This window comes from Kribbella shirazensis (assembly GCF_011761605.1).
GTDB lineage: Bacteria > Actinomycetota > Actinomycetes > Propionibacteriales > Kribbellaceae > Kribbella > Kribbella shirazensis.
Genome location: NZ_JAASRO010000001.1, coordinates 3,117,601 through 3,138,114 on the forward strand (window position 1 = coordinate 3,117,601; position 20,514 = coordinate 3,138,114).

At 68.3% G+C, this 20,514-nt stretch carries 20 protein-coding genes and 1 tRNA gene; 6 read left to right on the top strand and 15 right to left on the bottom strand.

From position 1 onward, the window contains the following. Positions 1-256 precede the first annotated feature (256 nt). Complete coding sequence (locus BJY22_RS15410; RefSeq protein WP_167207383.1) at positions 257-1,222, bottom strand: GNAT family N-acetyltransferase; 966 nt, start codon at positions 1,220-1,222, stop codon at positions 257-259. A gap of 104 nt (positions 1,223-1,326) precedes the next feature. On the opposite strand from BJY22_RS15410, the gene BJY22_RS15415 reads away from it, so the two are divergent. Beyond that, a tRNA-Met gene (locus BJY22_RS15415) sits at positions 1,327-1,400 on the top strand. Positions 1,401-1,444: 44 nt separating this feature from the next. On the opposite strand, the gene BJY22_RS15420 is transcribed toward BJY22_RS15415, so the two are convergent. Then, entirely contained in the window at positions 1,445-2,272 is an 828-nt protein-coding gene (locus BJY22_RS15420; RefSeq protein ID WP_167207385.1) for an alpha/beta fold hydrolase, read from the bottom strand. Positions 2,273-2,421: 149 nt separating this feature from the next. Here BJY22_RS15420 and BJY22_RS15425 point away from each other — a divergent pair, with 149 nt between their 5' ends. Continuing rightward, positions 2,422-4,056, top strand: a complete 1,635-nt coding sequence (locus BJY22_RS15425; RefSeq protein WP_167207387.1) for a helix-turn-helix transcriptional regulator — start codon at positions 2,422-2,424, stop codon at positions 4,054-4,056. A 33-nt stretch (positions 4,057-4,089) separates the two neighbouring features. Here the strand turns inward: BJY22_RS15425 and BJY22_RS15430 are convergent, their stop codons facing one another. The 7 genes from BJY22_RS15430 to BJY22_RS15460 form a co-directional block, all read right to left on the bottom strand. Then, on the bottom strand, positions 4,090-4,653 hold the full coding sequence (locus tag BJY22_RS15430; RefSeq protein ID WP_167207389.1) for a hypothetical protein: 564 nt from the start codon (positions 4,651-4,653) through the stop codon (positions 4,090-4,092). A 31-nt stretch (positions 4,654-4,684) separates the two neighbouring features. Further along, on the bottom strand, positions 4,685-5,410 hold the full coding sequence (locus BJY22_RS15435; RefSeq protein WP_167207391.1) for an endonuclease/exonuclease/phosphatase family protein: 726 nt from the start codon (positions 5,408-5,410) through the stop codon (positions 4,685-4,687). Beyond that, the gene (locus BJY22_RS15440; RefSeq protein ID WP_167207393.1) at positions 5,410-5,733 is read right to left on the bottom strand and encodes a putative quinol monooxygenase; all 324 of its coding nucleotides are present in this window, start codon (positions 5,731-5,733) and stop codon (positions 5,410-5,412) included. Before BJY22_RS15440 ends, BJY22_RS15435 begins: the two co-directional genes overlap by 1 nt. A gap of 10 nt (positions 5,734-5,743) precedes the next feature. After that, positions 5,744-6,700 carry a proline racemase family protein gene (locus tag BJY22_RS15445; RefSeq protein WP_337758724.1) on the bottom strand — a complete coding sequence of 319 codons (957 nt, stop codon included), beginning with the start codon at positions 6,698-6,700 and terminating at the stop codon, positions 5,744-5,746. A gap of 85 nt (positions 6,701-6,785) precedes the next feature. Beyond that, complete coding sequence (locus tag BJY22_RS15450; RefSeq protein WP_167207397.1) at positions 6,786-6,983, bottom strand: hypothetical protein; 198 nt, start codon at positions 6,981-6,983, stop codon at positions 6,786-6,788. 258 nt (positions 6,984-7,241) lie between these two features. Then, a complete protein-coding gene (locus BJY22_RS15455; RefSeq protein WP_167207399.1) occupies positions 7,242-8,015 on the bottom strand; it encodes an ABC transporter permease in 774 nt (257 codons plus the stop codon). 12 nt (positions 8,016-8,027) lie between these two features. Further along, on the bottom strand, positions 8,028-8,927 hold the full coding sequence (locus tag BJY22_RS15460; protein ID WP_167207401.1) for an ATP-binding cassette domain-containing protein: 900 nt from the start codon (positions 8,925-8,927) through the stop codon (positions 8,028-8,030). An 82-nt stretch (positions 8,928-9,009) separates the two neighbouring features. On the opposite strand from BJY22_RS15460, the gene BJY22_RS15465 reads away from it, so the two are divergent. Beyond that, positions 9,010-9,762 (top strand): TetR/AcrR family transcriptional regulator, encoded by a 753-nt coding sequence (locus BJY22_RS15465; RefSeq protein ID WP_337758725.1) that lies wholly within the window; start codon positions 9,010-9,012, stop codon positions 9,760-9,762. Here the strand turns inward: BJY22_RS15465 and BJY22_RS15470 are convergent. The 4 genes from BJY22_RS15470 to BJY22_RS15485 all read right to left on the bottom strand — a co-directional run bounded on the left by BJY22_RS15470 (position 9,749) and on the right by BJY22_RS15485 (position 13,949). Then, positions 9,749-10,378 carry a nucleoside/nucleotide kinase family protein gene (locus BJY22_RS15470; RefSeq protein ID WP_167207403.1) on the bottom strand — a complete coding sequence of 210 codons (630 nt, stop codon included), beginning with the start codon at positions 10,376-10,378 and terminating at the stop codon, positions 9,749-9,751. The two genes, BJY22_RS15465 and BJY22_RS15470, sit on opposite strands and share 14 nt — an antisense overlap. Positions 10,379-10,637: 259 nt before the next feature. Beyond that, positions 10,638-11,603 carry a non-homologous end-joining DNA ligase gene (gene ligD, locus BJY22_RS15475; protein ID WP_167207405.1) on the bottom strand — a complete coding sequence of 322 codons (966 nt, stop codon included), beginning with the start codon at positions 11,601-11,603 and terminating at the stop codon, positions 10,638-10,640. A 35-nt stretch (positions 11,604-11,638) separates the two neighbouring features. Further along, positions 11,639-12,748, bottom strand: a complete 1,110-nt coding sequence (locus BJY22_RS15480) for a branched-chain amino acid aminotransferase (protein ID WP_337758726.1) — start codon at positions 12,746-12,748, stop codon at positions 11,639-11,641. 16 nt (positions 12,749-12,764) lie between these two features. After that, positions 12,765-13,949: a helix-turn-helix domain-containing protein gene (locus tag BJY22_RS15485; RefSeq protein WP_167207409.1), complete on the bottom strand. Its 1,185-nt coding sequence runs from the start codon at positions 13,947-13,949 to the stop codon at positions 12,765-12,767. Between the two features lie 166 nt (positions 13,950-14,115). Here BJY22_RS15485 and BJY22_RS15490 point away from each other — a divergent pair, with 166 nt between their 5' ends. Both BJY22_RS15490 and BJY22_RS15495 read left to right on the top strand, forming a co-directional pair. Then, on the top strand, positions 14,116-14,529 hold the full coding sequence (locus tag BJY22_RS15490) for a hypothetical protein (RefSeq protein WP_167207411.1): 414 nt from the start codon (positions 14,116-14,118) through the stop codon (positions 14,527-14,529). A gap of 99 nt (positions 14,530-14,628) precedes the next feature. After that, positions 14,629-15,366 (top strand): helix-turn-helix domain-containing protein, encoded by a 738-nt coding sequence (locus BJY22_RS15495; protein ID WP_167207414.1) that lies wholly within the window; start codon positions 14,629-14,631, stop codon positions 15,364-15,366. Positions 15,367-15,376: 10 nt separating this feature from the next. Here BJY22_RS15495 and BJY22_RS15500 read toward each other — a convergent pair whose 3' ends face one another. Both BJY22_RS15500 and BJY22_RS15505 read right to left on the bottom strand, forming a co-directional pair. Further along, positions 15,377-18,376, bottom strand: a complete 3,000-nt coding sequence (locus BJY22_RS15500) for a S8 family serine peptidase (protein WP_202891122.1) — start codon at positions 18,374-18,376, stop codon at positions 15,377-15,379. 142 nt (positions 18,377-18,518) lie between these two features. Next, complete coding sequence (locus BJY22_RS15505) at positions 18,519-19,298, bottom strand: methyltransferase domain-containing protein (RefSeq protein WP_167207418.1); 780 nt, start codon at positions 19,296-19,298, stop codon at positions 18,519-18,521. Between the two features lie 91 nt (positions 19,299-19,389). On the opposite strand from BJY22_RS15505, the gene BJY22_RS15510 reads away from it, so the two are divergent. Next, positions 19,390-20,478: a chitinase gene (locus BJY22_RS15510; RefSeq protein ID WP_167207420.1), complete on the top strand. Its 1,089-nt coding sequence runs from the start codon at positions 19,390-19,392 to the stop codon at positions 20,476-20,478. Positions 20,479-20,514: the final 36 nt, after the last annotated feature.

Consider the following 20,514-nt stretch of genomic DNA (forward strand, 5'->3'; position numbering starts at 1 on the left):
ACTCCGACGCCGAGGCGGGGACGGTCGCCGAGGCCCCTAGCGCGGCCAGGACGACCGCGCTCCCGGTCACGATACGACGGGCGGACGGCACGACTCGGGAACGAAGCGATGAACGCGACATGACTGCCTCCTGGGAACCGCGGCGCCTCGCCTGCTGCGAGACGCCCTTCGTGTCCAAGAAGATGCAGCGATCGACCCTCGCTCAGACCGGCGAATCCGAACCTGTGGACAACGACCGGTCAACACCCGACCAGGATCAGTGCCCGATCAACCGGTGCAACCGATGGAACGTCTGCCGGAACCCGAGCCGCGGCCACGCCCGCGACGACAACAGGTTCGTCACGCGCCAGTCGGTCACCACCGACGTGTACCCGGTCTCCGCCGACCACTGCAGCACCGCCTCGCCCAGCACCCGCCCGGCGCCGAGCCCGCGGGCCGGCGGCAGTACGGCGGCGAACCCGAGGAACCCCGCGTTGTCCGGCTTCGCCAACCCGTTGTGCGCACTCGACTTGTCCAACGAGCAACCGACCGACGAGCCGATGACGTCACCGTTGTACGAGGCAACAAAGGTCACGAAGTCCTGGTCGTCGATCGACTCCTCCCAGTCCGCCACCGCCTCCTCGAGCGTCGGCAGTTCCCCGGACGAGAACACCGGCGACAACCCCTGATGCCGGGGCAGTACGAGGTCGAGCTCCGCGAGTACCGGAATGTCCGCACGCGTGGCCCGTCGTACGGCGAGCTCGGGCGGCGCCGGGAGCGGAGCATCCGGCACCGGACGGACCGCGTGCGCGTGCTGCGAGCCGAACGCGAGGCGGAACCAGGCGTCGATCAGTTCGGCGTCGTCGGGCACCAGCACGTAGTGCGCGATGCGTCCGTCGTCGACCCATCGCTCGGCGGCGGCGCCGTACAGGTCGCGGATGTGTTCCGGCTCACGTACGGCGTGACCGGCCGCCTCGACCCAGACGTTCGGGCCCCAGACCGGGGACGGCTTCGGTGCCGCCAGCAAGTAGCCGGTGACCTCGCCGCCCTCGACCATGACGGCGCCGGACGCACCCTCGGTCTCCCAGGCCGCGGTCACTTCGACCAGCGCGAGCCGTTCGTCCTCGTAGTCAGCGGGAAGCAGTGGGTGACGCTTGCGGTGCGCCTGATGCCGCTGGGCGAGCAGCCCGGCCGCGGCCGAGAGATCCGCCTCCTCGAACGGGCGGACGACGTGTCGGGACATACTCGGACGGTACGCCGCAACGCCGCCGGCAGACACGGGTTTTCGCCGCACCGGGAACCGATTTGGTTGCTCGGCCCAGATCCTCTAAACTAAAGACACAACGACGCGGGGTGGAGCAGCTCGGTAGCTCGCTGGGCTCATAACCCAGAGGTCGCAGGTTCAAATCCTGCCCCCGCTACGGAAGAAGGCCCGGACCAGGTGGTCCGGGCCTTCGTTTTGTTGTCAGACGGTCGTGACTGACTGCCGGGTGACGAAGGCGGCGATCGGTTCGGCCACGGCTGCGGGGTTGGTGGCGACCGAGAAATGGTCACCGTGTTCGAGGTCCGCGTCCTCGCACTGTGGGAACAGTTCGTGGAGGCAGGCTCGGACTGCGCGGGGCAGTGGCATCCCGGGCCGTGCGCACCACGACAGGATCGGGCAGTCGACGGCAGCTGCCTGTGCGGGCCCGAAGGTCCACTCCGGCAGGGCCGCCGCCTCATGTTCGAACCAGGTTGGTGCGTCGTCGATACCTTGGCTGATCGCGTCGGGTCCGGCGGCAGCGGCCGCTGCGCGCCAGTCCAGGCCCTGCGGTGTGAAGAGCGCGTCGTACGCACCGATGACATCGCCGGCCTGGTAGCGACCGGCCATCGCTTCCATCAGGGGTCCGAAGGTCTCCAGGATCTGCGCGTGGTCGCTCGCAGCGAGCCAGTTGAACGGCGGCAGCGGTTCCAGCAGGACCAAGGACCGTACCCGGTCCGGGTGGGCGGCCGCGAGATCCATGGCGATCATGGCGCCCTCCGAGTGACCGACGAGGTGGGCGCTGTCCACCGCGAGGTGGTCGAGCAGCCCGACCGCATCGGCCACCTGGTCGCCGAAGCCACCGGCGGGTCCGCCGCTGTCACCGATGCCGCGGCGGTGGTACCGGATCCGGCGGAAGCCGGACAGAGCAGGCTGACTCGCCAAGGGGCGGAGGAAATCGGCCCAGATGGCGCCGTGCACGAACAGCAGGGGCGCACCCTCTCCCTCGACGTCGTAGGCCAAGTCGATGCCGTTCACAGTTGTTCGCTCCATCGGACGCTCCTTTGTCCCGGGGTTGACGAGCTGACTGATTCGACAGTGGATCGCCGAGGCACCGGCCCGGATCGGCAATGGCCGCCAACCTGCGGGGACGGAGATGAGTACTACTACCCACCTCCGCGCGGCTGGTCCATGCTGGGGGCATGCAGGTCGTTGCCACGGCTCACCTGTCCCGCGCTCGGGAGCTCCACACGGCGTCCCGCTGGGAGGAGGCGTGCGTCGAGTACGCCGCCGCCGACGCCGTAGAGCCGCTCGCCGTCCATGATCTGGAGGCGTACGCCGAAGCAGCCCAGGTCTCGGCGCGGGGAACCGAGGCCGTCGTGCTGCTGCGCCGGATCTTCGACCTCCGGCTCGCCGCCAACGAACTCGACGATGCGGCGTACGCCGCGTTCTGGCTGTGGTGGGCCTTCTTCACCAGCAACGAGCTCGTTCAAGCGAACGGGTGGCTGCAGCAGGTCGGCCGCGCGCTGGGGCCTGAGCTGGCCGGCAGCCCGTGGCTGAGGATCCCCGAGGCGATGTTCCAAGGCATGACGGGGAACCACTCACACGCCGAGGAGCTGCTGAGTGCGGTCGTCGAGGGCAGTCACGGCGACGTGGTCCCCTGGGCGCTGTCCATGTGGGGCCAGACGCTGATCGACGCGGGACGGCTTCAGGACGGGCTGGATCGCCTGGAGGAGGCGATGGCCGCTCTCTTCGAGGATGGCTTGTCGGCCCGTGTCACCCCGTGGATCTACTGCGCAGCCGTCCGCGGATGCTGCCTGGCGCGCGACTTCACCCGCGCCCGCGCGTGGAACCGGTCGATGGCAAGGTGGCTCGATTCGCTGGACAGTCTGGGCGGCGCGTACCTGGGCAACTGCCGCATCTACCGCTCACGGTTGCTGTGCCTGACAGGTGCGTGGCCGGACGCGTTGGACGAGATCGCCGCGGTCTGTGACGATCTCGACGGCTACGCCGGCTGGGTCTGCGGCCACGCGTTCTACCAGCTCGGTGAAGTCCGGCGGCTCCGCGGCGAGTGGGACGCCGCCGAGGAGGCATACCTCCGCGCGGCTCAGCACGGCTGTCCGACGCAGCCGGGGCTCTCGCTCCTCCGACTCGCACAAGGTGACGTCGACGCCGCATCAGCCGGCGTCCGGCGGGCGCTGACCGAGGTGACCACGACGCCCGACCGCTTGGACGTGTTGAAAGCCGCGGTCACCATCCACCTGGAGGAGGGGAATCTCGAGGCGGCCCGGGATGCCGTGGCCGAGTTCGAGAACATCACGGCGGAGGTGACGACGCCTGTCATCCAGGCGGAGGCGTACGCCGTCAGAGGCGCGCTCGCGCTGTCCGAGGGCGATGCCGGAAGCGCGCTGCCGCTCCTCCGGCGGGCCGTGGGCGCCTGGCAAGCGCAGGATGCCCCGCACGAGGTGGCCCAACTGAACGTCCTGATCGGACAGGCCTGTCACGCACTCGGTGACCACGACGGAGCTCAGCTGGAATTCTCGGCGGCCCGCGAGACGTTCGAGCGGCTCGGTGCACGTCCGGATCTTGCGCAGTTGGACCGGATCGCCGCGACCACCGGCACCGGGACACACGGGCTCACCCACCGGGAGATCGAGGTCCTCTGCGCCATCGCCCAGGGCAAGTCGAACCGTGCCATCGCCAACGAGCTACACCTCAGCGAGCGCACCGTGCATCGCCACGTGGCCAACATCTTCATCAAACTCGGCGTGGACTCCCGGACGGCCGCGGTCGCGCACGCGATCAAGGAACGCATCGTCGCGGTAGGCATCCTCTGACACCCAGCGAGCGGCTCATCGGCGGCGCCGCATTTATGACACCGCGTCGACGCCGTGCTTGGGGGCCTGGGTGTTGTAGAAGCTTCTGGCTTCCTCGTCGAGGAGGCCGGGGTTGGCTCGGAGGTATGGGCTGAGGAATCGGTACAGCGCCTCGATGTTCGGACAGCCGGACGAGACGGCGAACCGAGTCGGTGCGCCGCCGTCTCGGGATTGGCCTTCGAGGACAAGCATGCGCGCAGCAGTGCGGTTCCCCTGACGCGCTGCAGCGCCCTCCTGCAACGAGATCCTGGTCAGCGAGGCGAACGCGATGCTCTGCAGCGTCTTCCCATGACGCTCATGGGTAAGGCCGGAGGCGTCGACGTATCTGTGGTCGGTTCTGAACGACCAGCCAGCGTACAGCAAGATCAGGGCGAGCGCGAACCCCGGCACGGCGAAGATCCAGCCGCCGGGAGTAGCGGGGAGACCATGGGTGATCAGGTCATACAGGAGAAAGAGCATGAATGCGCCGCCGAGGATGAGCAGCACCCACCCGAAGAGCGGAGCCTTGGTCAGATCGACGCGATCCGACGAGTCGGAGACTCGGTCGGGTGGGTTCATCCTTGTGCACCTTTCGTAGCTCTGCGCAGTGTCAGACGCTACCTTCGCCAGTACGGACCAGGAGGGCGAGGTGGTCGCTGGCGAAGGTGCCGTCGACCTCAGCGGATTCGACGGTGAGCCCGGCGGCCAGGGCGAAGTCGATGCAGTGGGCTGGTCTCCCGGCAGGGAGATAGGCCTGGTGGAACGTGGGTGGGCAGGAGTCGCCGAAGGAGTCGGTCAGCTGGGTTGCCTGCAGGAAGTCGCGGTACAGGGAGCTGTGGCGGGGGATGTTGAAATCGCCGGTGAGGATGACAGGGCCCTCGACTGTTTCGACGTACTGCGTCAGCGTCACCAGCTGGGACTTGTGGACCGGGTAGTAGCGGTTCTCAGCGCTCCAGTCGCCGTCACGGTTGGCAAGCAAATGCGTGTTGAGAACCGTGACGTCGGGGAGCCGGGTGAAGAGGACGCCCTTGAGAGCCGAGGCCAGGCGAGGTTGCCGAGAGAAGCGCCGGTAGCTGGTGCCGTCGGCGACCTGGCGCGAGAACGTCACCAGACCGCCTGCTGGGCCGGCTGCGGACGGGCGGAAGTTGGCGCGGTACGACGGCATCGTCCGGCTCAGCAGGCGTACGTGGTAGTAGGTGTGGACCTCCTGCAGGTTCACCACATCGGCGTCGGATGCCTCGAACGCATCGGCGATCGCTGTGTAGCGGGCGCGCAGCGCGGACCCGAAGAACGGGGTACCGCGAGTGTTCAGCGAGGCGATCGTCAGCCGGGGCACTACTTGACGGCGAGCTCGCCGAGCTCGGACCAGTCGTCCTGGGGAAGCTTGAAGTTGACGATGCGCGGGGTCTCCACCAGGTGCGGCGGGAGGTGCTCCTGAGCGGCCTTGAAGTGGTCCGAGCTGACGTGGTGGCCGGCAGCGTCGTCGTCGGCGAAGGCCTCCACCAGGACGTACTCGTTCGCGTCGTCGAGCGAACGGGACCAGTCGAACCACAGGCAGCCCGGTTCGGCGCGGGTCGCGGCAGTGAAATCGGCGGTGATGGACGGCCAGTCGTCGGCGTGCTCCGGCTTCACCCGGAACTTCGCGGTGATGAAGATCATGACCACCAAACTAGCGGAGGGTGAACCCGGTACCGAGCGGGTCTCGCGGGTCCAGGGTGAAGGTGGCGGTGCCGGTTCGGTAGGCACTGCCGGTGACCTCGGTGACGATGCCGGCCGGTGTCAGTTCGACGACGCGGCCGAGGAACGTCGTACCGACGATGGAGTCGTGGCGCAGCGTCTGGCCCGGACCGAGGCGGCCCTCGTCGTGCAGGAGCGCCAGGCGGGCCGACGTACCGGAGCCGCAGGGGGAGCGGTCGGCTTCGCCGTCGGCGAAGACGGCGAGGTTGCGCTGGTGCGGACCGTCCGCGAGGTCGCCGAGATCGTCGTAGAGGATCGTGCCGTAGAGACCGCTCAGCCGCGGATCGGTCGGGTGGACCGCGACCGGGTCGAGTGCCCACTTGATCTCGCGGCCGATCGCGATCAGGTCCGCGTACGACTCCGGTGTCACGGACAGACCGACGGACGACGCCGGGACCGAGGCGTAGAACGCGCCGCCGTAGCTGATGTCCGCCCGCACCTCTCCGCGAGCCGTCGCCACCGGCACCCCGCGGCTCAGCACGTACGACGGAACGTTGCGGAAGGCAACACCGCCGGAGCTGACCCGCGCGGTCACCCGTCCCGACGGTACGTCGATGACGACCTCGCCGGGCTCGACCAGACCGGTCTCGACGGCCCACATCGCCAACGCGATCGTCCCGTGCCCGCACGCGGTCGAGTACCCGTCCTTGTGCCAGAACACCACGCCGAAGTCGGCGCCGTCGTCATCACCCGGTACGACGAACCCGCCGTACATGTCCGCGTGACCACGTGGCTCGTTCACCAGCAACCGCCGTACGGCGTCGATCGCCTCCGACGACTGCGCCGTGACCCGGCGATCCGCCACCGACGAGCCCGGGATCTCGACCGACGTCACGATCCGGAACGGCTCGCCCGCCGTGTGGTAGTCCACAACGCTGACAGCTTCCACGCACCCCACCCTAAACAGACGAAACCGCCGGCCGCCCCGGTAGCACGGGGCAGGCGGCGGTTCGAGCGGCCTGGACGGGTTCGGGTCAGGCGGCTTGCAGTACGCGGTTCCGGGCGGCCCAGACCGCTCGGCGCAGTTTGGCCTTGTCCGGGTAGCCGGCCTCGCGGCCGACCAGGTAGACGTCGTGGTTGCTCATCTTGACCATGCCTGCGACGTACCAGACCGGGTTCCCCTCGGCCAGCATGGTGACGATCATGTTCCGGGTGTCGGCGGTGATGTTCATTCTGACCCTCTCCTTTGGTCGCTCTTACTGATACGTCGAAGCAGAGGGCCCGGATTCGACACCGGCAGCACAGAAATCCAGAGAAAAACAGAGCGCCCCGATCAATGATCGGGGCGCTTGTCCGTGTGGGTCCCGGGGGGAGTGGGACCACCACACGTTGGGGGGGAGTTCGACGTTAACCCGAACAAGGGGTCACCGTCAGTTGTTCGGAGCATCCCGAAGAGTAATTCCGCTGGGCGGTACGGAGTCAGGTACGAATCAACGGCTCGTGCGCCTCCTGTACAAAGAGGTCGCGAGCACGACCGAGAACAGGAGCAGACCAGAACACCACGCCAGCGCGAGCCAGCCGTTGTTCCCCATCGGCGTCCCGACCAGCAAGCTGCGGACGGTCTCGATCACCGGCGTGATCGGCTGGTGTTCGCTGACCGGTTGCAACCACGCCGGCATCGACTCCGGTGGCACGAACGCGCTGCTCAGGTACGGCAGGAACAGCATGAAGAAGCTGAGTGTGCTGGCCGATTCGACCGTCTTCGCGATCACGCCGAGACCCGCGGCGAGCCAGGACAGCGCGACGACGTACAGCAACAGCAGGCCGATCGCCGCGAGCCAGTCCAGTACACCGCCGCCCGGACGGAAGCCCATGGCGAGCGAGGCGAGGATGACGATCGCCGTCGAGGCCGCATTGCGCGCAACGCTCGCGACCACGTGTCCTGTCAGGACGGCGAAGCTGTGGATGGGCAGCGAGCGCAGCCGGTCGATCATCCCGCTGTTCATGTCGTCGGCGACGACCATCGCCGTCGACGCGGCGCCGTACCCGGTCGTGAGCAGCAGGATCCCCGGTACGACGTAGTTCACGTACTCCGTCCCCGTGTCGATCGCGCCGCCGAACACGTAGACGAACAACGCCATCATCAGCAGCGGCAACAGGATCGACGCGAACAACGTGTCGACGTTGCGCCGCGCCAGCCGCACACTGCGATCGATCATGGTCACCGCGTCCGAGCAGGCGGCGACAACTCCTTGGTGTGACATCAGCAAACCCCCTCAGGCAGTCAAGGCGAGGAACACGTCGTCGAGCGTCGGCCGGTGCGAGGAGACCCGCTCCGGCTCCAGCCCGTTGTCACGCAGTACGTCGAGCACGTGGTGCAGATGCGCCGCAGTCCCGTCCGACGGCACGTTCAGCACCAGCTGATCGACCACACCGCTCACCACTCCGGCAGCCTTCAACAGCTGCACCTCGTCGGTGAACCGCAGCTCGATCCGTTCACCGCCGATCTGTGTCTTGAGGGCATCCGCCGTGCCACTGGCGACGATCCGGCCCTGGTCGAGCAGCACGATCCGGTCGGCGAGGCGGTCCGCCTCCTCCAGGTACTGCGTGGTGAGCAGGATCGTCGTCCCGCCGCGAACCAGTTCGACGATCGCGTCCCACATCGCCGATCGGCTCGCCGGGTCGAGTCCGGTCGTCGGCTCGTCGAGGAAGATCACCTGTGGATGCGCGATCAGGCTCATCGCCAGGTCGAGCTTGCGCCGCATGCCTCCGGAGTACGTCTTCACGCGCCGATCCATCGCATCGGTCAGCCCGAACTGCTCGAGCAGCTCACCGGTACGCCGTTGCGCCGTACGCCGGCCGAGGTGCATCAGCCGGCCGACCATCACCAGGTTCTCCCGCCCGGTCTGGTTGTCGTCGACCGCGGCGAACTGCCCGGTCAGGCTGATCACTCCGCGGACCCGGGCCGGCTCGCGAAGTACGTCGAACCCGGCGACGGTCGCCGTACCGGAGTCCGGTCGGGTCAGCGTGGTCAGGATCCGCACCGTGGTGGTCTTGCCGGCGCCGTTCGGACCGAGCAGTGCGAGCACCGTTCCCTCCGCGACGCGCAGATCCACCCCGGTCAGCACGTCGGTCGCGCCGTACGACTTCTTCAAGCCGGTCGCCTCGACGATCATCGTCCCCTCCTTACTGCGTATGAGATACGCTAAATAGCGTAGCAGGTACGCAGTACGGTCTGGCAAGCCCTAGACTGCTGCCGTGGAGAACAACGAGCTGCCGGCCGACGTCGCGCTGATGTGGCGGCTGCGGGCGGCTCCGCGGCGCGGGCCGAAGCCCTCACTGACCCTCGACGACATCGTCGCGGCGGCGATCGCGATCGCGGACGAGGAAGGCGACCTCGCCGCGGTGTCGATGGCGCGGGTCGCGGAGCGGCTCGGCAACTCGACGATGGCGCTCTACCGGCATGTGAAGAGCAAGGACGACCTGTTCGTGCTGATGTCCGACGCGGCCCTCGAGCGTCCCGAGCCGCTGCCCGACGATGTCGACTGGCGGACCGGGCTGATCTTCTGGGCCGACGGTGTGATGGCCGCGATCCGCAAGCACAAGTGGTACGCGAAGGTCCCGATCTCCGGTCCGCCCGCGGGGCCGAACAACCTCGCCTGGTTCGATCTCGCCCTCGGCGCGCTGCGGGACACCGGCCTGCCGGAGGAGGCGAAGGTCGGTGTCGTGATGGGCCTGATCACGTACGTCCAGGGCGAGGTCCGGGTCGCGTTCGACCTGGCCGCGGGCTTCGACGAGAACCCGGCGGCGTTCCAGCAGTACGGCGAGACGCTCGCGCGGGTCGTGGATCCGCGGGTGTACCCGTCGGTGGCGAAGGTGATCGAGGCGGGCGTCTTCGCGATGGACACCAGCTTCGAGGAGGACAGCGACGCCGACTTCGACTTCGGCCTGCAGCTCTACCTCGACGGGGTTGCCGCGTTCATCGACCGGGTCGGCGTCAAGGGTGGATGATCGCGTCCGCCGCCGGTGCGCTGGCGGCGATCAGGTGCGCATTGCGTTCGTCCGAGCCGTAGGTGCGTTCGTGGGCTTCCTCGGGTGATCTGCCGAAGAGGCGGTGCCGGGCTTCCAGTCGTTCGTGGCGCAGGTCCTCGGGTACTTCGACGTACCAGCACTGGTCGAGCAGGTCGCGGACGGTCGACCAGGGCGGCTCGTCCAGCAGGAGGTAGTTGCCCTCCGTCAGGACGAGCGTGACCTCGGGCGCGACGCCGATACTCGCCGCGATCGAGTCCTCGATGCCGCGGTCGAAGCGCGGCGCCCAGATCTGCTCGTCGGGCGCCTCCTTCAGTCGTCGCAGCAACGCCACGAACCCGTAGCCGTCGAAGGTGTGTGGTGCGCCTTTCACATCGGCGAGCCCGAGCTCCTCGAGCACCGACTGCGCCAGGTGGTAGCCGTCCATCGGGACGAGCGCGACCTGGTGCCCGTCGGCGAGCAGCTTCGCAGTCAGCTGTTCGGCGTACGTCGACTTGCCGGCGGCCGGCGCACCAGTGATCCCGAGGAGCTGCCGCCGCCCCCGCACCGCCAACTCGACGGCGCGGTCGTAGGCGGCGGCCGAGTCCAAGGTCTGCACCCCACGGATCCTAAGCCAGATAGCCGTCCGGGGCGGATCAGGATCTTGTCACCCGGCTTGGCGTGAGTGGCGGTTCTATCGGGCGCATCTGCCGGCTTGCGCTCGCCGTGCACACCGATCCCCAGGCCATCACAATCGGCGGCAGCTGAGGCCGCGACGCGTGTTGTAGCAGGAGTACCGCGATTGTGATGGCGTGCAGATCCAACATCGGACCTGCGGTACTCGATCGCGGACATCCGGTGGACTCGAGTGCTGCTACCTACTCCTCCGGTGGGGCTTCGGCGCCTTCGCGTTCGTCGCGGGCGGCCCATTCCATCAAGGTGTCCAGCGAGTAGACGTTGTCGTCGATCGAGGCGTGCAGGTCGCCGAGTTCGGCGTACCGCGGTGGGACGGTCTGGATCGTGAAGTCCTTCGGGTTGACGTCGTCGATCTCGTCCCAGTGGATCGGCGTCGACACGGTGCCTTCGGGGTTGCCGCGGACGGAGTACGCCGCCGCGATCGTGTGGTCGCGGGCGTTCTGATTGAAGTCCACGAAGACCAGTCGAGGGTCGCGATCCTTGCGCCACCAGGTCGTCGTCACGTCCTTCGGGGCGCGCCGCTCGACTTCACGGGCGAACGCGAGCGCGGCCCGCCGTACGTCGGAGAAGCCGTATGCCGGCTCGACCCGGACGTAGATGTGGATGCCGCTGCCGCCGGACGTCTTCGGGTAGCCGACCGCGCCGAGCTCGTCGAGTACCTCGTGGGCGACGTGCGCGACCCGTCGTACCCGATCGAACGGGCAGTCGGGCATCGGGTCGAGATCGATCCGCCATTCGTCGGGCTTCTCGGTGTCGGCACGGCGCGAGTTCCACGGGTGGAACTCGACCGTCGACATCTGCACCGCCCAGGCGACGTGGGCGATCTCGGTGACGCACAGCTCGTCGGCGGTCCGGTTGTACCGCGGGAACTTGACTCGGACCGTCTCCATCCACGGCGGCGCCCCGTGCGGCAGCCGCTTCTGATGCACCTTCTCGCCCGCTACACCCTCCGGGAACCGGTGCATCATGCACGGCCGCTCCCGCAGCGCGTTGACGATGCCGTCCCCGACCGACAGGTAGTACTTCACCAGGTCGAGCTTGGTCTCACCGCGAGCAGGAAAGTACACCCGATCCGGATTCGACACCCGAACCGTCCGCTCACCGACCTCCAGCTCGATCGCCGGAGACTTCCCCTTGGACTCGGCCATGACAGCAACCTAACCGGCGCCGGGGACAAACGGCATCAGGCCAGGCGGGTGAGCCAGTTGTGGGTGTCGGGGATGCGGCCGTACTGGAGGTCGAGGAGGGTGGTGCGGATCTTGGCGGTGACCGGGCCGACGCCGTGGTCGACGGAGTGGTCGCCGATGGTCAGGTCGCCGTCGGGCCAGGCGAGGCGCCCGATCGGGGTGATGACCGCGGCCGTGCCGGACGCGAACACCTCGGTGATCTCGCCGGACCGGACGCCGTCGCGCCACTCGTCCGCGGAGATCCGGCGCTCCTCGACCGGGTGGCCGAGGTCGGCGGCGAGCTCGAGGACCGACGCGCGGGTGACGCCTTCGAGGATCGAGCCGGACAGCTCGGGTGTCGCGATCCGGCCGTCGGCGTACACGAAGAACATGTTCATGCTGCCGATCTCCTCGAGCCACGTGTGCTCGGTGGCATCGACGAACGCGACCTGCTCGCAACCGTTCGCGACCGCCTCGGCCAGGCCGGCGAGGCTGGCCGCGTAGTTGCCGCCGCACTTCGCGGCGCCCGTCCCGCCGGGGGTGGCGCGGATCGTCGACGTCGTGAGCCAGATGGAGACCGGCTTCGGGCCGGTGTTGAAGTACGGGCCGGCGGGCGACGCGATGACGCCGAACAGCACCTCGTGGGCCGGCCGGACGCTCAGCGCGGCTTCGGTGGCGATCATGTACGGGCGCAGGTACAGGCTGGTCTCGCCGTGCTCGGCCGACGGCACCCAGGGCTCATCGACGGTCACGAGTGCGCGCAGCGCCGCGACGAACGCGTCCTCCGGCACCTGAGGCAGCGCGAGCCGCTCGGCGCTCGCAGTGAACCGGGCTGCGTTCCGGTCCGGGCGGAAGGCCCACACCGAGCCGTCCGCGTGCCGGTACGCCTTGAGGCCTTCGAAGATCTCCTGCGAGTAGTGGAAGACAGCAGCCGCAGGGCTGAGTGAGAGCGGCGCGTACGCCGTGACCTTCGGGTCGTGCCAGCCGTGGTCCACCGTCCAATTGGCGACCACCATGTGGTCCGTGAAGGACTGTCCGAACGCCGGCTCCGCGAGCACCGCCGCCCGAGCCTCCGCGGTGGCCGGGTCGCTCCGCAGCTCCACTGCGAAGTCCCACGCGTCTGTCACTACCGTTCCCCGCTGTTCACCTGTCACTCGCCGCACGGTACCCCTGTCGTCCCCTCCAGCTCGACCCGCCGCCCACACTCCGGCCACTCCGATCGCTCCGATCGCTGCCGTACGTCGGCCGCGCCAACAGTTGCCGCAGCTCGGCCGCACCAGGCTCTGCCTGTACAACGCGCAGCACTCGAGCTGCGGCGTCGTACACCCACGAGTCGTGCCACTCCTCCGGCAGCTCGATCAGGACGCGGAGGGCCATGGCCAAGCCAGCGGCGACCTCGCCCGCAACCGCCAGGCACTCGGCCAGCGACAGGTCGAGTCCGGCGCGGTCGCCGGTCCAGCTCTCCGGGCAGAGCTCCCTGGCACGCTCCAGCAGGACACAGCCCGCGACGCCGTACCCCAGCAGAGTGCAGACGCGCCCTTCCGCCCAGTGCAGTTGGTACGGCGGTGCGTCCCGCCTCATGAGCTCGTCGCCGACGCCGATCAGCTCCTGCAGCGCTTGATGCGCCTCCTGGCTCTGGCCGAGCTCGGCAAGGACAAGCGCCCGCGCCGCCCGCGGCAAGCAACCCGCCGACGCCTGCCGGTCGAGCGCGACCGCCTCGTCAGCCAGCTCGAGCAGCTCTGGCAACAGGCGCCGCTCTGTCAAGCCGCAGATCGCCTCCCTGGCACGCACCACCGCGCCGTCGCCGACGCCGTCCGCGGTCGCGCGGGCGGCCCACCACCAGCGTCGCGCAGTACCGTGCTCGCCCAGCTTGGTCAGGGTTTCGGCGATCAGGATGCTCAGCTCGGCTGCCTCCGCCTGGTCTGCGCCCTGCAGTTGTCGTAGCAACGCCGGTAGCAGCGAGGCCGGGGGAACGCTGCGGAAGCCGGCGAACAGCTGACTCGGGTCGCCGGCGTCGTAGGTGGTGACCAGCCCTCGCCACGCCGCCTCCAGTGGGTCGGCTGCCGACGGCCCTGAGGCTGCCGATCGGCCTGCCTCCGGCCGGAGCCTGCCTGTGGGCCGTCGCTCGAAGGTGGCGGTCAGCCGGCCGTCGGTGCCGAGCTCCCGGTCGCAGAGCCGCGCCAGGTCCACAGAGCCCGGCCGCTGCCCGCGCTCCACCTGCGACAGGTAGCTGTGGTCGTACCCGACGCGTGCTGCCAGTTGCCGCAGGCTCAGTCCGGCCGCCTGCCTGCACTGTCGTAGTAGGGAACCGAAAGGTGTGTCGGTCACAGGACCACCCCGTTCGCGCTTCGAGCTCATGTGGTGCGTGCCGGACAAGCTACAAGCCCTCGCCGACAAAAACCGTGGAAAACAAGGGCATGTGGGCTGTGGGCTGTTCCCGCAGCCCACAGCCCACACCTGTTGTCCGCAGTGCGTTCTGGGCGATTCTGCAGAGGTGAACACGCTGCAACGACAGGCCCGCCTCTTCCGCCTGGTCCGCCACACCGCCGAGCCTGGCTCCCGGATGCTCGCGGAAGGCGCGGAGTGGTCCGATGGCGCCGTCGCGGTCAGGTGGCTCGGCCGCTGGCCGAACACCGCGGCCTGGGACGGTATCGAGTCGCTGCTGGCAGTTCACGCCACCGACGAGGCGACCCAGCTCCAGTGGCTCGCCCCACCGACCGTCCAGCCGACAGCACCACCACAGGCAGACCAACCGGCCGCGCCACCAGCTCCGGTCCAGCCGGCCCCACCGGCCGTCCAGCCGACCTCTGACCGCCGGGGCGCCCCGGTCTGGCTGCCCGCGCCGGCTCCCGACGGACGCTGCTCTCGTTGCGGCCGCCCGTGGCCCTGTCTGGGCTGTGGTCCGTAGTGATGAGACAACGCTGTCTGGAGTTACTTGACGCGGTTTAGTGTGAGGGGGTTTGGGTTGGGTTGGTGAGGGGTGATGGCGGTGGCGGATGGTGCGGTGGTGGATCCGCTGGATGAACTGGACGCTCAGGTCGCCCGGTTGCAGGTGGTGGCGGGGGAGCTGCGGTCGGCTCGGGGGAAGCCGGTGCTGGACGGCAATCAGGTTGAGCTGATCGAGGACGGGCCGACGTTGCTGGCGGCGTACGAGGAGATGCAGCGGAGTTGCCGGGAGCAGATCCGGGCGTTGGACCGTGGGCCGTACTCGGCTCCGCCGGCATCGCAGCAGGAGCTCGAGCTGGAGCGCCTGCGGGACGGGCTGGTGTACCGGGCGATCTACGGGTTCGAGGTGTTCGAGTCCGAGGAGGTCATGGCGGTGCTCCCGGAGCTGCGGGCCGCAGGAGAAGCGAGCCGCGTGCTGCCGCAGATGCCGATGAAGATGGTGCTCGGCGACGACAACATGGCGCTGGTCGCGTTGACGAAGCGGGCGCCGGCGGAGTGTCATCTGCTGATCAGGTCGACCGGCCTGCTCGACGGGCTGATCGCGACGTTCGAGATGCTCTGGGGGCTGGCCGTCCCGATGCCCGAGCTCGAGGCGAGTGGTGACGTGGCGGCGCTGCGGGCGCCGGACCGGGACATCCTGATGCTGCTGGCCGGCGGGGCGACGGACGACATGATCAGCCGTCGCCTCAGGATCAGTCCGCGGACGACACAGCGCCGGGTCCGCGCGCTGATGGATGCTCTCGGCGCGCAGACCCGGTTCCAGGCAGGCCTTCAGGCCGCCCGCCGGCGTTGGATCTGACCAGCTGGACCTAGTTGATCGTCACCACCGTCCCGGTCCGGTTCGGGAACTCGACGAAGCCGGTGGAGCGCCTGTCGGTCGGAAGCCCGAACCACGAGGCCGTCACCTGGAACGGCTTGAACGCGGCGGGTGCCACCGACGGCGTCACCTGCAGCGAGTTGCCGGTCGACGCGGTCACGACGTTCGTCTGCATCGTGTACTCCGTCGTACTGGCGCCCGGCGGGTTGGACAGGGTGATCGCCAGCACGCCCCACACGCCGGGGGTCGGTGCAGCCAGACTGGCCGACGCCTGGTTCGAGCCGTCACCGATGAACGACAGCAGCTGCATCTGGCCGTTCACGACCCTGTAGAGCACCAGCCAGATGCTCCCGGCCGAGTCGACGGTCTTGATGTTCCACTGCACCGCCTTGGTCTGTGCGGTGACCGTCACCGGGTAGTCGGGCAGGTCTGCATCCGCAGCACCTGCCGGTACTGCGCCGGGCACCAGGGGAGCTGACACGACGCCGTACGACCGGATCGGTACACCGGCCTTGCCGACCGTGGCTGTGAACGACGTGGAGCCGGAAGCGCCAGTGCCGGACGCTGCGGTCGGTGCGAGCACGGACGTGGGTACGACGACGATCGGGCTGCGTACCGACTTGCCGGCACCCTGCCAGGTCAGCCAGCCGTTGGTGGACGTACCGGAGTCACCTGTGTCCAGCGTGAGTTTCACCTTGAACGTCTTGGTCTCACCGGCCCTGCTGAAGGACAGGATCGACGGTGTCACCACTGCCTTCATGCCCGGCACCGAAACGGTCGCCCGGTACAGGCCCGGAGTCACAGCGGTCACTCGTCGCGTGATCGTCTGGGTACCCAGCAACTGCCCGACCGCGATCGACGGAGCGTTGTAGTCACTGGGGTTGATGGCGGGTACGCCGGTGCCGGTCTTGACGCCGGTGCCCTCCAGGTAGCCCAGCCAGTCCGTGTCACCCGAGTCGTAGACGAGGCCCGGCTCCAGCATCTTCGACGGCTGCACCTCACCGGCACCGGCGTCGAACGGGTTGGTGTTGACAGCACCAGTAGAGGTCAGCACGTTCCCAGCAGTCGTCATCAGTGCCGACTTGACCGCCATGGGTGACCAGTCCGGGTGCTTCGCCAGGTAGAGCGCCGCCAGGCCGGCCACGTGCGGTGCAGCCATCGACGTGCCCGAGAGGAACGCGTAGTTCTGGCCACCGTTGGTATGCGGAGCCACGGCCGCCAGCACGTTGACGCCCGGTGCAGCGAGGTCGGGCTTCAGCAGGTTCCCCTTGCTCGCCAGCGACGGACCACGCGACGAGAAGTCGGCCATCTGCGGGTACGGCGTAGCAGTGCCGGTCTGGTTGCCAGGGACGAGCTCAGCGGTCGCATCTGCGTGTGTCGCGTACGACTTCACCGACAGAGCCCCTGGTGCGTTGAGGTGCACAGTCGGTACGACGTGGGAGTCGCCGACCACGTCCTGGTCGAAGAGGTTCAGCAGCACCATCCCGACGCCACCGGCGCGCTGTACTTCGGCAGACTTGTCCACGCGCGCACTGACGCCGCGGTCGCAGACGACGATCTTGCCGGCGGTCTTGCTCGGGTCCAGCGTGTTCGCCAGGCAGATGAGTGCGTCTGCGTCGCTGGCATTCGCGTTCTTGACGGCAGCTCCGTTGACGAGCGGCTTGCTGCCGGTCGCCGTCGACACCGTAGTACTGACACCGGAGTACTTCTGGCCGTTGCCGAGCACCACAGTCCCGTTCCACGGCGCGACCGTGGTGGCTCCGACTGTGGTCACCCAGGGCGAGGTGTTGTCGAGGGTCGAGGCGTCCGGACCTGAGTTGCCGCCGGCGGCGGAGACGAAGACACCGGCCGAAGCAGCGGACAGGAACGCCAGCTGGACCGGATCGGTGGCCGGAGACTCGATGATCGAGCCGACCGAGTAGTTGATGACGTCGACGCCGTCGGCCACGGCCTGGTCGATCGCGGCGACGAGGTCGGAGGTCAGACCGCCTGTCTCGTTGGCTTCTTTGCCGGTCCACAGTGCCTTGTACACGGCGATCTTGGCCGCCGGCGCGACACCGGTGACCTTGCCCAGGTCGCGGCCGCCGAGGACGACGTCCACGTCGGCACGGCCGGCCGCGGTGGTCGCGGTGTGGGTGCCGTGGCCCTCGCCGTCACGCGGCGACACGTAGTCGGCACGCCGCTCCGGGGGAACCAGGCTGAGCCAGCCGTCGCCGAAGTACTTCGCACTGATCAGCTTGGTGTTGCAGAGGTCTGCGGTGAAGTCCTCGCCGGTCTCGCAGGTTCCGGTGAAGGTACTACCGTCCGCCTTCTCCATCACGGTCGTCGAACCGGACAGGTACGGGCGGTACGGATCAGCTGCCGTTGGCGGTTCGGTACCGAGCTCGGGGCCGGACAGGGACTCGCTCTCGGGCCAGATGCCCGTGTCGATCACACCTACTACGACACCTCGGCCCGCGGTCGCCGTACCGCCGAGCTTGTTCCAGACACCGTTCTGGCCGGACAGCTTGAGGAAGTCGGTCGGGTTGCGGTCGTCAAGGGCAACGTGCAGCTGGTCGGGTACGACGGACACCACGCCTGGGGTCTTGGTGAGCTCGTTGACCTGCTTGGAGGTCAAGGCAGCGGCAAAGCCGTTCAGTGTGGTCGAGTAGTCCTGGTCGATCGTCGCTCCGACCTTGGCTGCGACCTGTGCGTGCTTGCTGGTCAGGTAGGCGCGGTATGCCTTCCCGGTGGTGCTGTTGACCTCGACCTTCCGGCCTGCTGCGGGTTTGGTGGCCTTGAGTCCGGTCACGCCGCCCTGGTACGTCGCGAGTGGCTTGTCGGCCAGCGTGACGACGTACCGCCCAGGTGCGAAGGTGAGACGGCTACTGATGGATGGTGATGACGCGGCCGTTCCGGGAGTCGCGGAGCCTGGTGGAGCCACCAAGGCGGTGGTGATCAGCGCGGCGCCTACCAGTAGGGCGGCGCGCCGACGCAGGTTGGGATGGTTCACGTGATGCCTCCACGGCATGTAGTCCTGGCCGTGGCTGTGGCCCCGGCCGCCCGCCCCCGAGCTCGGACGCCGAAAGCCTGCCAAGCCGTCGCGCCGGCTACACCGTTTTGGCTTCAACTAGCCGCTGGCGAAAACCTGCCAGTCAGCGCACGGCAGTTGCCAACAGGTACTGCGCGGGGATGCGGACCTCGCCGGTCGGAGTGGTCCAGTTGTCGGTCAGCGTCTGAAGCAAGCGGGCCCGTACCTCGTCCAGGCGGCCCGCGCGCTCCAGCAACGGGAAGGTCGTGACGCCGAGCGGGTGGTTGGCGACACGGGTCTCCCAGTAGTCCTCCGCGGAGGCGGTGACGATGGCCACTTCCAGAGTTGTCGTGGAGAGCTGATAACCGTGTGGGGACAGCACTGCGGACAGGGCCTCGGGGTCGTGCCAGTCGATCCGGCCGGCGGCGGGATTGTCGCCGCCGACGACCTCACGGACGGCGCCGATGACAGGACCGACGAGCTTGCCCATCACGCCGGGCAGCCAGCTGGTCAGGAGGATCCTGCTGGAGGGTTTCGCCACGCGGGCCAGCTCGGTGATGGCGGCGGCCGGATCCGGCGCGAAGATGATGCCGAAGTTGGACAGGACGACGTCCGCCGACCCGTCCGGCAAGGGGATGTTCGCGGCGGTGCCGTCGACGACGGTCAGGTCCCGCTCGCCGGACACCTCCTGGATCACCTCGCGCAGCCGGGCGGCCGGCTCGACCGCGGTCACTCGTGCTCCACGGTCCGCGGCGAGCAGGGCGACGTTGCCGGTCCCGGCGCCGATGTCGATCACGTGCTCGCCGGGCTTGATCCCGGCGGCGTCCACCAGTTCCCGTGCCGCCGGCAACAAGTCGGCCGCGGTCGTCTCGTACGTGCCCTTGCCCCAGTCGATATCGCTCACGCGCCAACAGTAGGCCGGTTCCCGACAGCGTCGGATACCCGCCGTCGTGACACATTGACCGACAGTTATGGAACGTCTCTACTAAATGACTATGCGATGGCTTGCCGTAGTTCTCGGACTCCTGCTGACCAGTGTTGCCGTTCCGGCGCAGGCTACGGCGGAGCCGGCGAAGCATGCGCTGATCGGGTACCTGCACGCGAGCTTCGCCAACGGATCCGGGTACGTGCGGATGGCCGACGTACCCGCGGAGTGGGACATCATCAATCTGGCCTTCGGTGAACCGACGAGCGTCACCTCGGGGGACATCCGCTTCAACCGGTGTCCCGCGTCCGAGTGCCCGAACGTGGAGAGCGATGCGGAGTTCCTGGCCGCCATCCGCACCAAGCAGGCCGAGGGGAAGAAGGTCCTGATCTCCATCGGCGGTGCGAACGGTCAGGTGCAGTTGACCAGTACTGCGGCCCGCGACGCGTTCGTGAATTCGGTCAGCGCGATCATCGACCGCTACGGCCTGGACGGGCTCGACATCGACTTCGAAGGCCACTCCCTCTACCTCGATGCGGGCGACACCGACTTCCGCAACCCGACCACCCCGGTGATCGTGAACCTCATCTCGGCGCTGCGGACGCTCAAGGCGAAGGACGGCTCGGACTTCGTGCTGTCGATGGCGCCGGAGACGTTCTTCGTGCAGGTCGGCTACCAGTTCTACGGTGGCTCGAACGGCGGCGACAACCGCACCGGTTCCTACCTGCCCGTCATTCACGCGCTCCGGGACTCGCTGACCGTGCTGCACGTCCAGGACTACAACTCGGGACCGGTCATGGGGCTGGACAACCAGTACCACACCATGGGCGGCGCGGACTTCCACATCGCCATGACCGACATGGTCAAGGCCGGCTTCCCGGTGGCGAACACCGGCCAGACGTTCCCGGGACTGCGCGACGACCAGATCGGTTTCGGGCTCCCGGCGGCGGTCAGCGCAGGCAACGGCTACACCGCCCCGGCAGCCGTGCACCAGGCGCTCGACTGTCTGGTGAAGGGCCAGAACTGCGGTGGCTACAGCCTCCGCGGCGGTACTTCGCCCGGGTTCCGCGGCCTGATGACGTGGTCGATCAACTGGGACCGCTACTACAACTGGGAGTTCCAGGACAGCCACGCGCCGTACCTCGACTCTCTGCCGTGACCAGGCCCGCCCACCCGGCCCGGTCCGCACAGCCCC

Coding starts and splice junctions, on each gene's coding strand:
- BJY22_RS15420 (WP_167207385.1), bottom strand. CDS start 2,272: ATGGAGCGAACAACTGTGAACGGCATCGACTTGGCCTACGACGTCGAG.
- BJY22_RS15460 (WP_167207401.1), bottom strand. CDS start 8,927: ATGATCGTCGAGGCGACCGGCTTGAAGAAGTCGTACGGCGCGACCGAC.
- BJY22_RS15510 (WP_167207420.1), top strand. CDS start 19,390: ATGCGATGGCTTGCCGTAGTTCTCGGACTCCTGCTGACCAGTGTTGCC.
- BJY22_RS15440 (WP_167207393.1), bottom strand. CDS start 5,733: ATGATCTTCATCACCGCGAAGTTCCGGGTGAAGCCGGAGCACGCCGAC.
- BJY22_RS15425 (WP_167207387.1), top strand. CDS start 2,422: ATGCAGGTCGTTGCCACGGCTCACCTGTCCCGCGCTCGGGAGCTCCAC.
- BJY22_RS15450 (WP_167207397.1), bottom strand. CDS start 6,983: ATGAACATCACCGCCGACACCCGGAACATGATCGTCACCATGCTGGCC.
- BJY22_RS15455 (WP_167207399.1), bottom strand. CDS start 8,015: ATGTCACACCAAGGAGTTGTCGCCGCCTGCTCGGACGCGGTGACCATG.
- BJY22_RS15430 (WP_167207389.1), bottom strand. CDS start 4,653: ATGAACCCACCCGACCGAGTCTCCGACTCGTCGGATCGCGTCGATCTG.
- BJY22_RS15410 (WP_167207383.1), bottom strand. CDS start 1,222: ATGTCCCGACACGTCGTCCGCCCGTTCGAGGAGGCGGATCTCTCGGCC.
- ligD (WP_167207405.1), bottom strand. CDS start 11,603: ATGGCCGAGTCCAAGGGGAAGTCTCCGGCGATCGAGCTGGAGGTCGGT.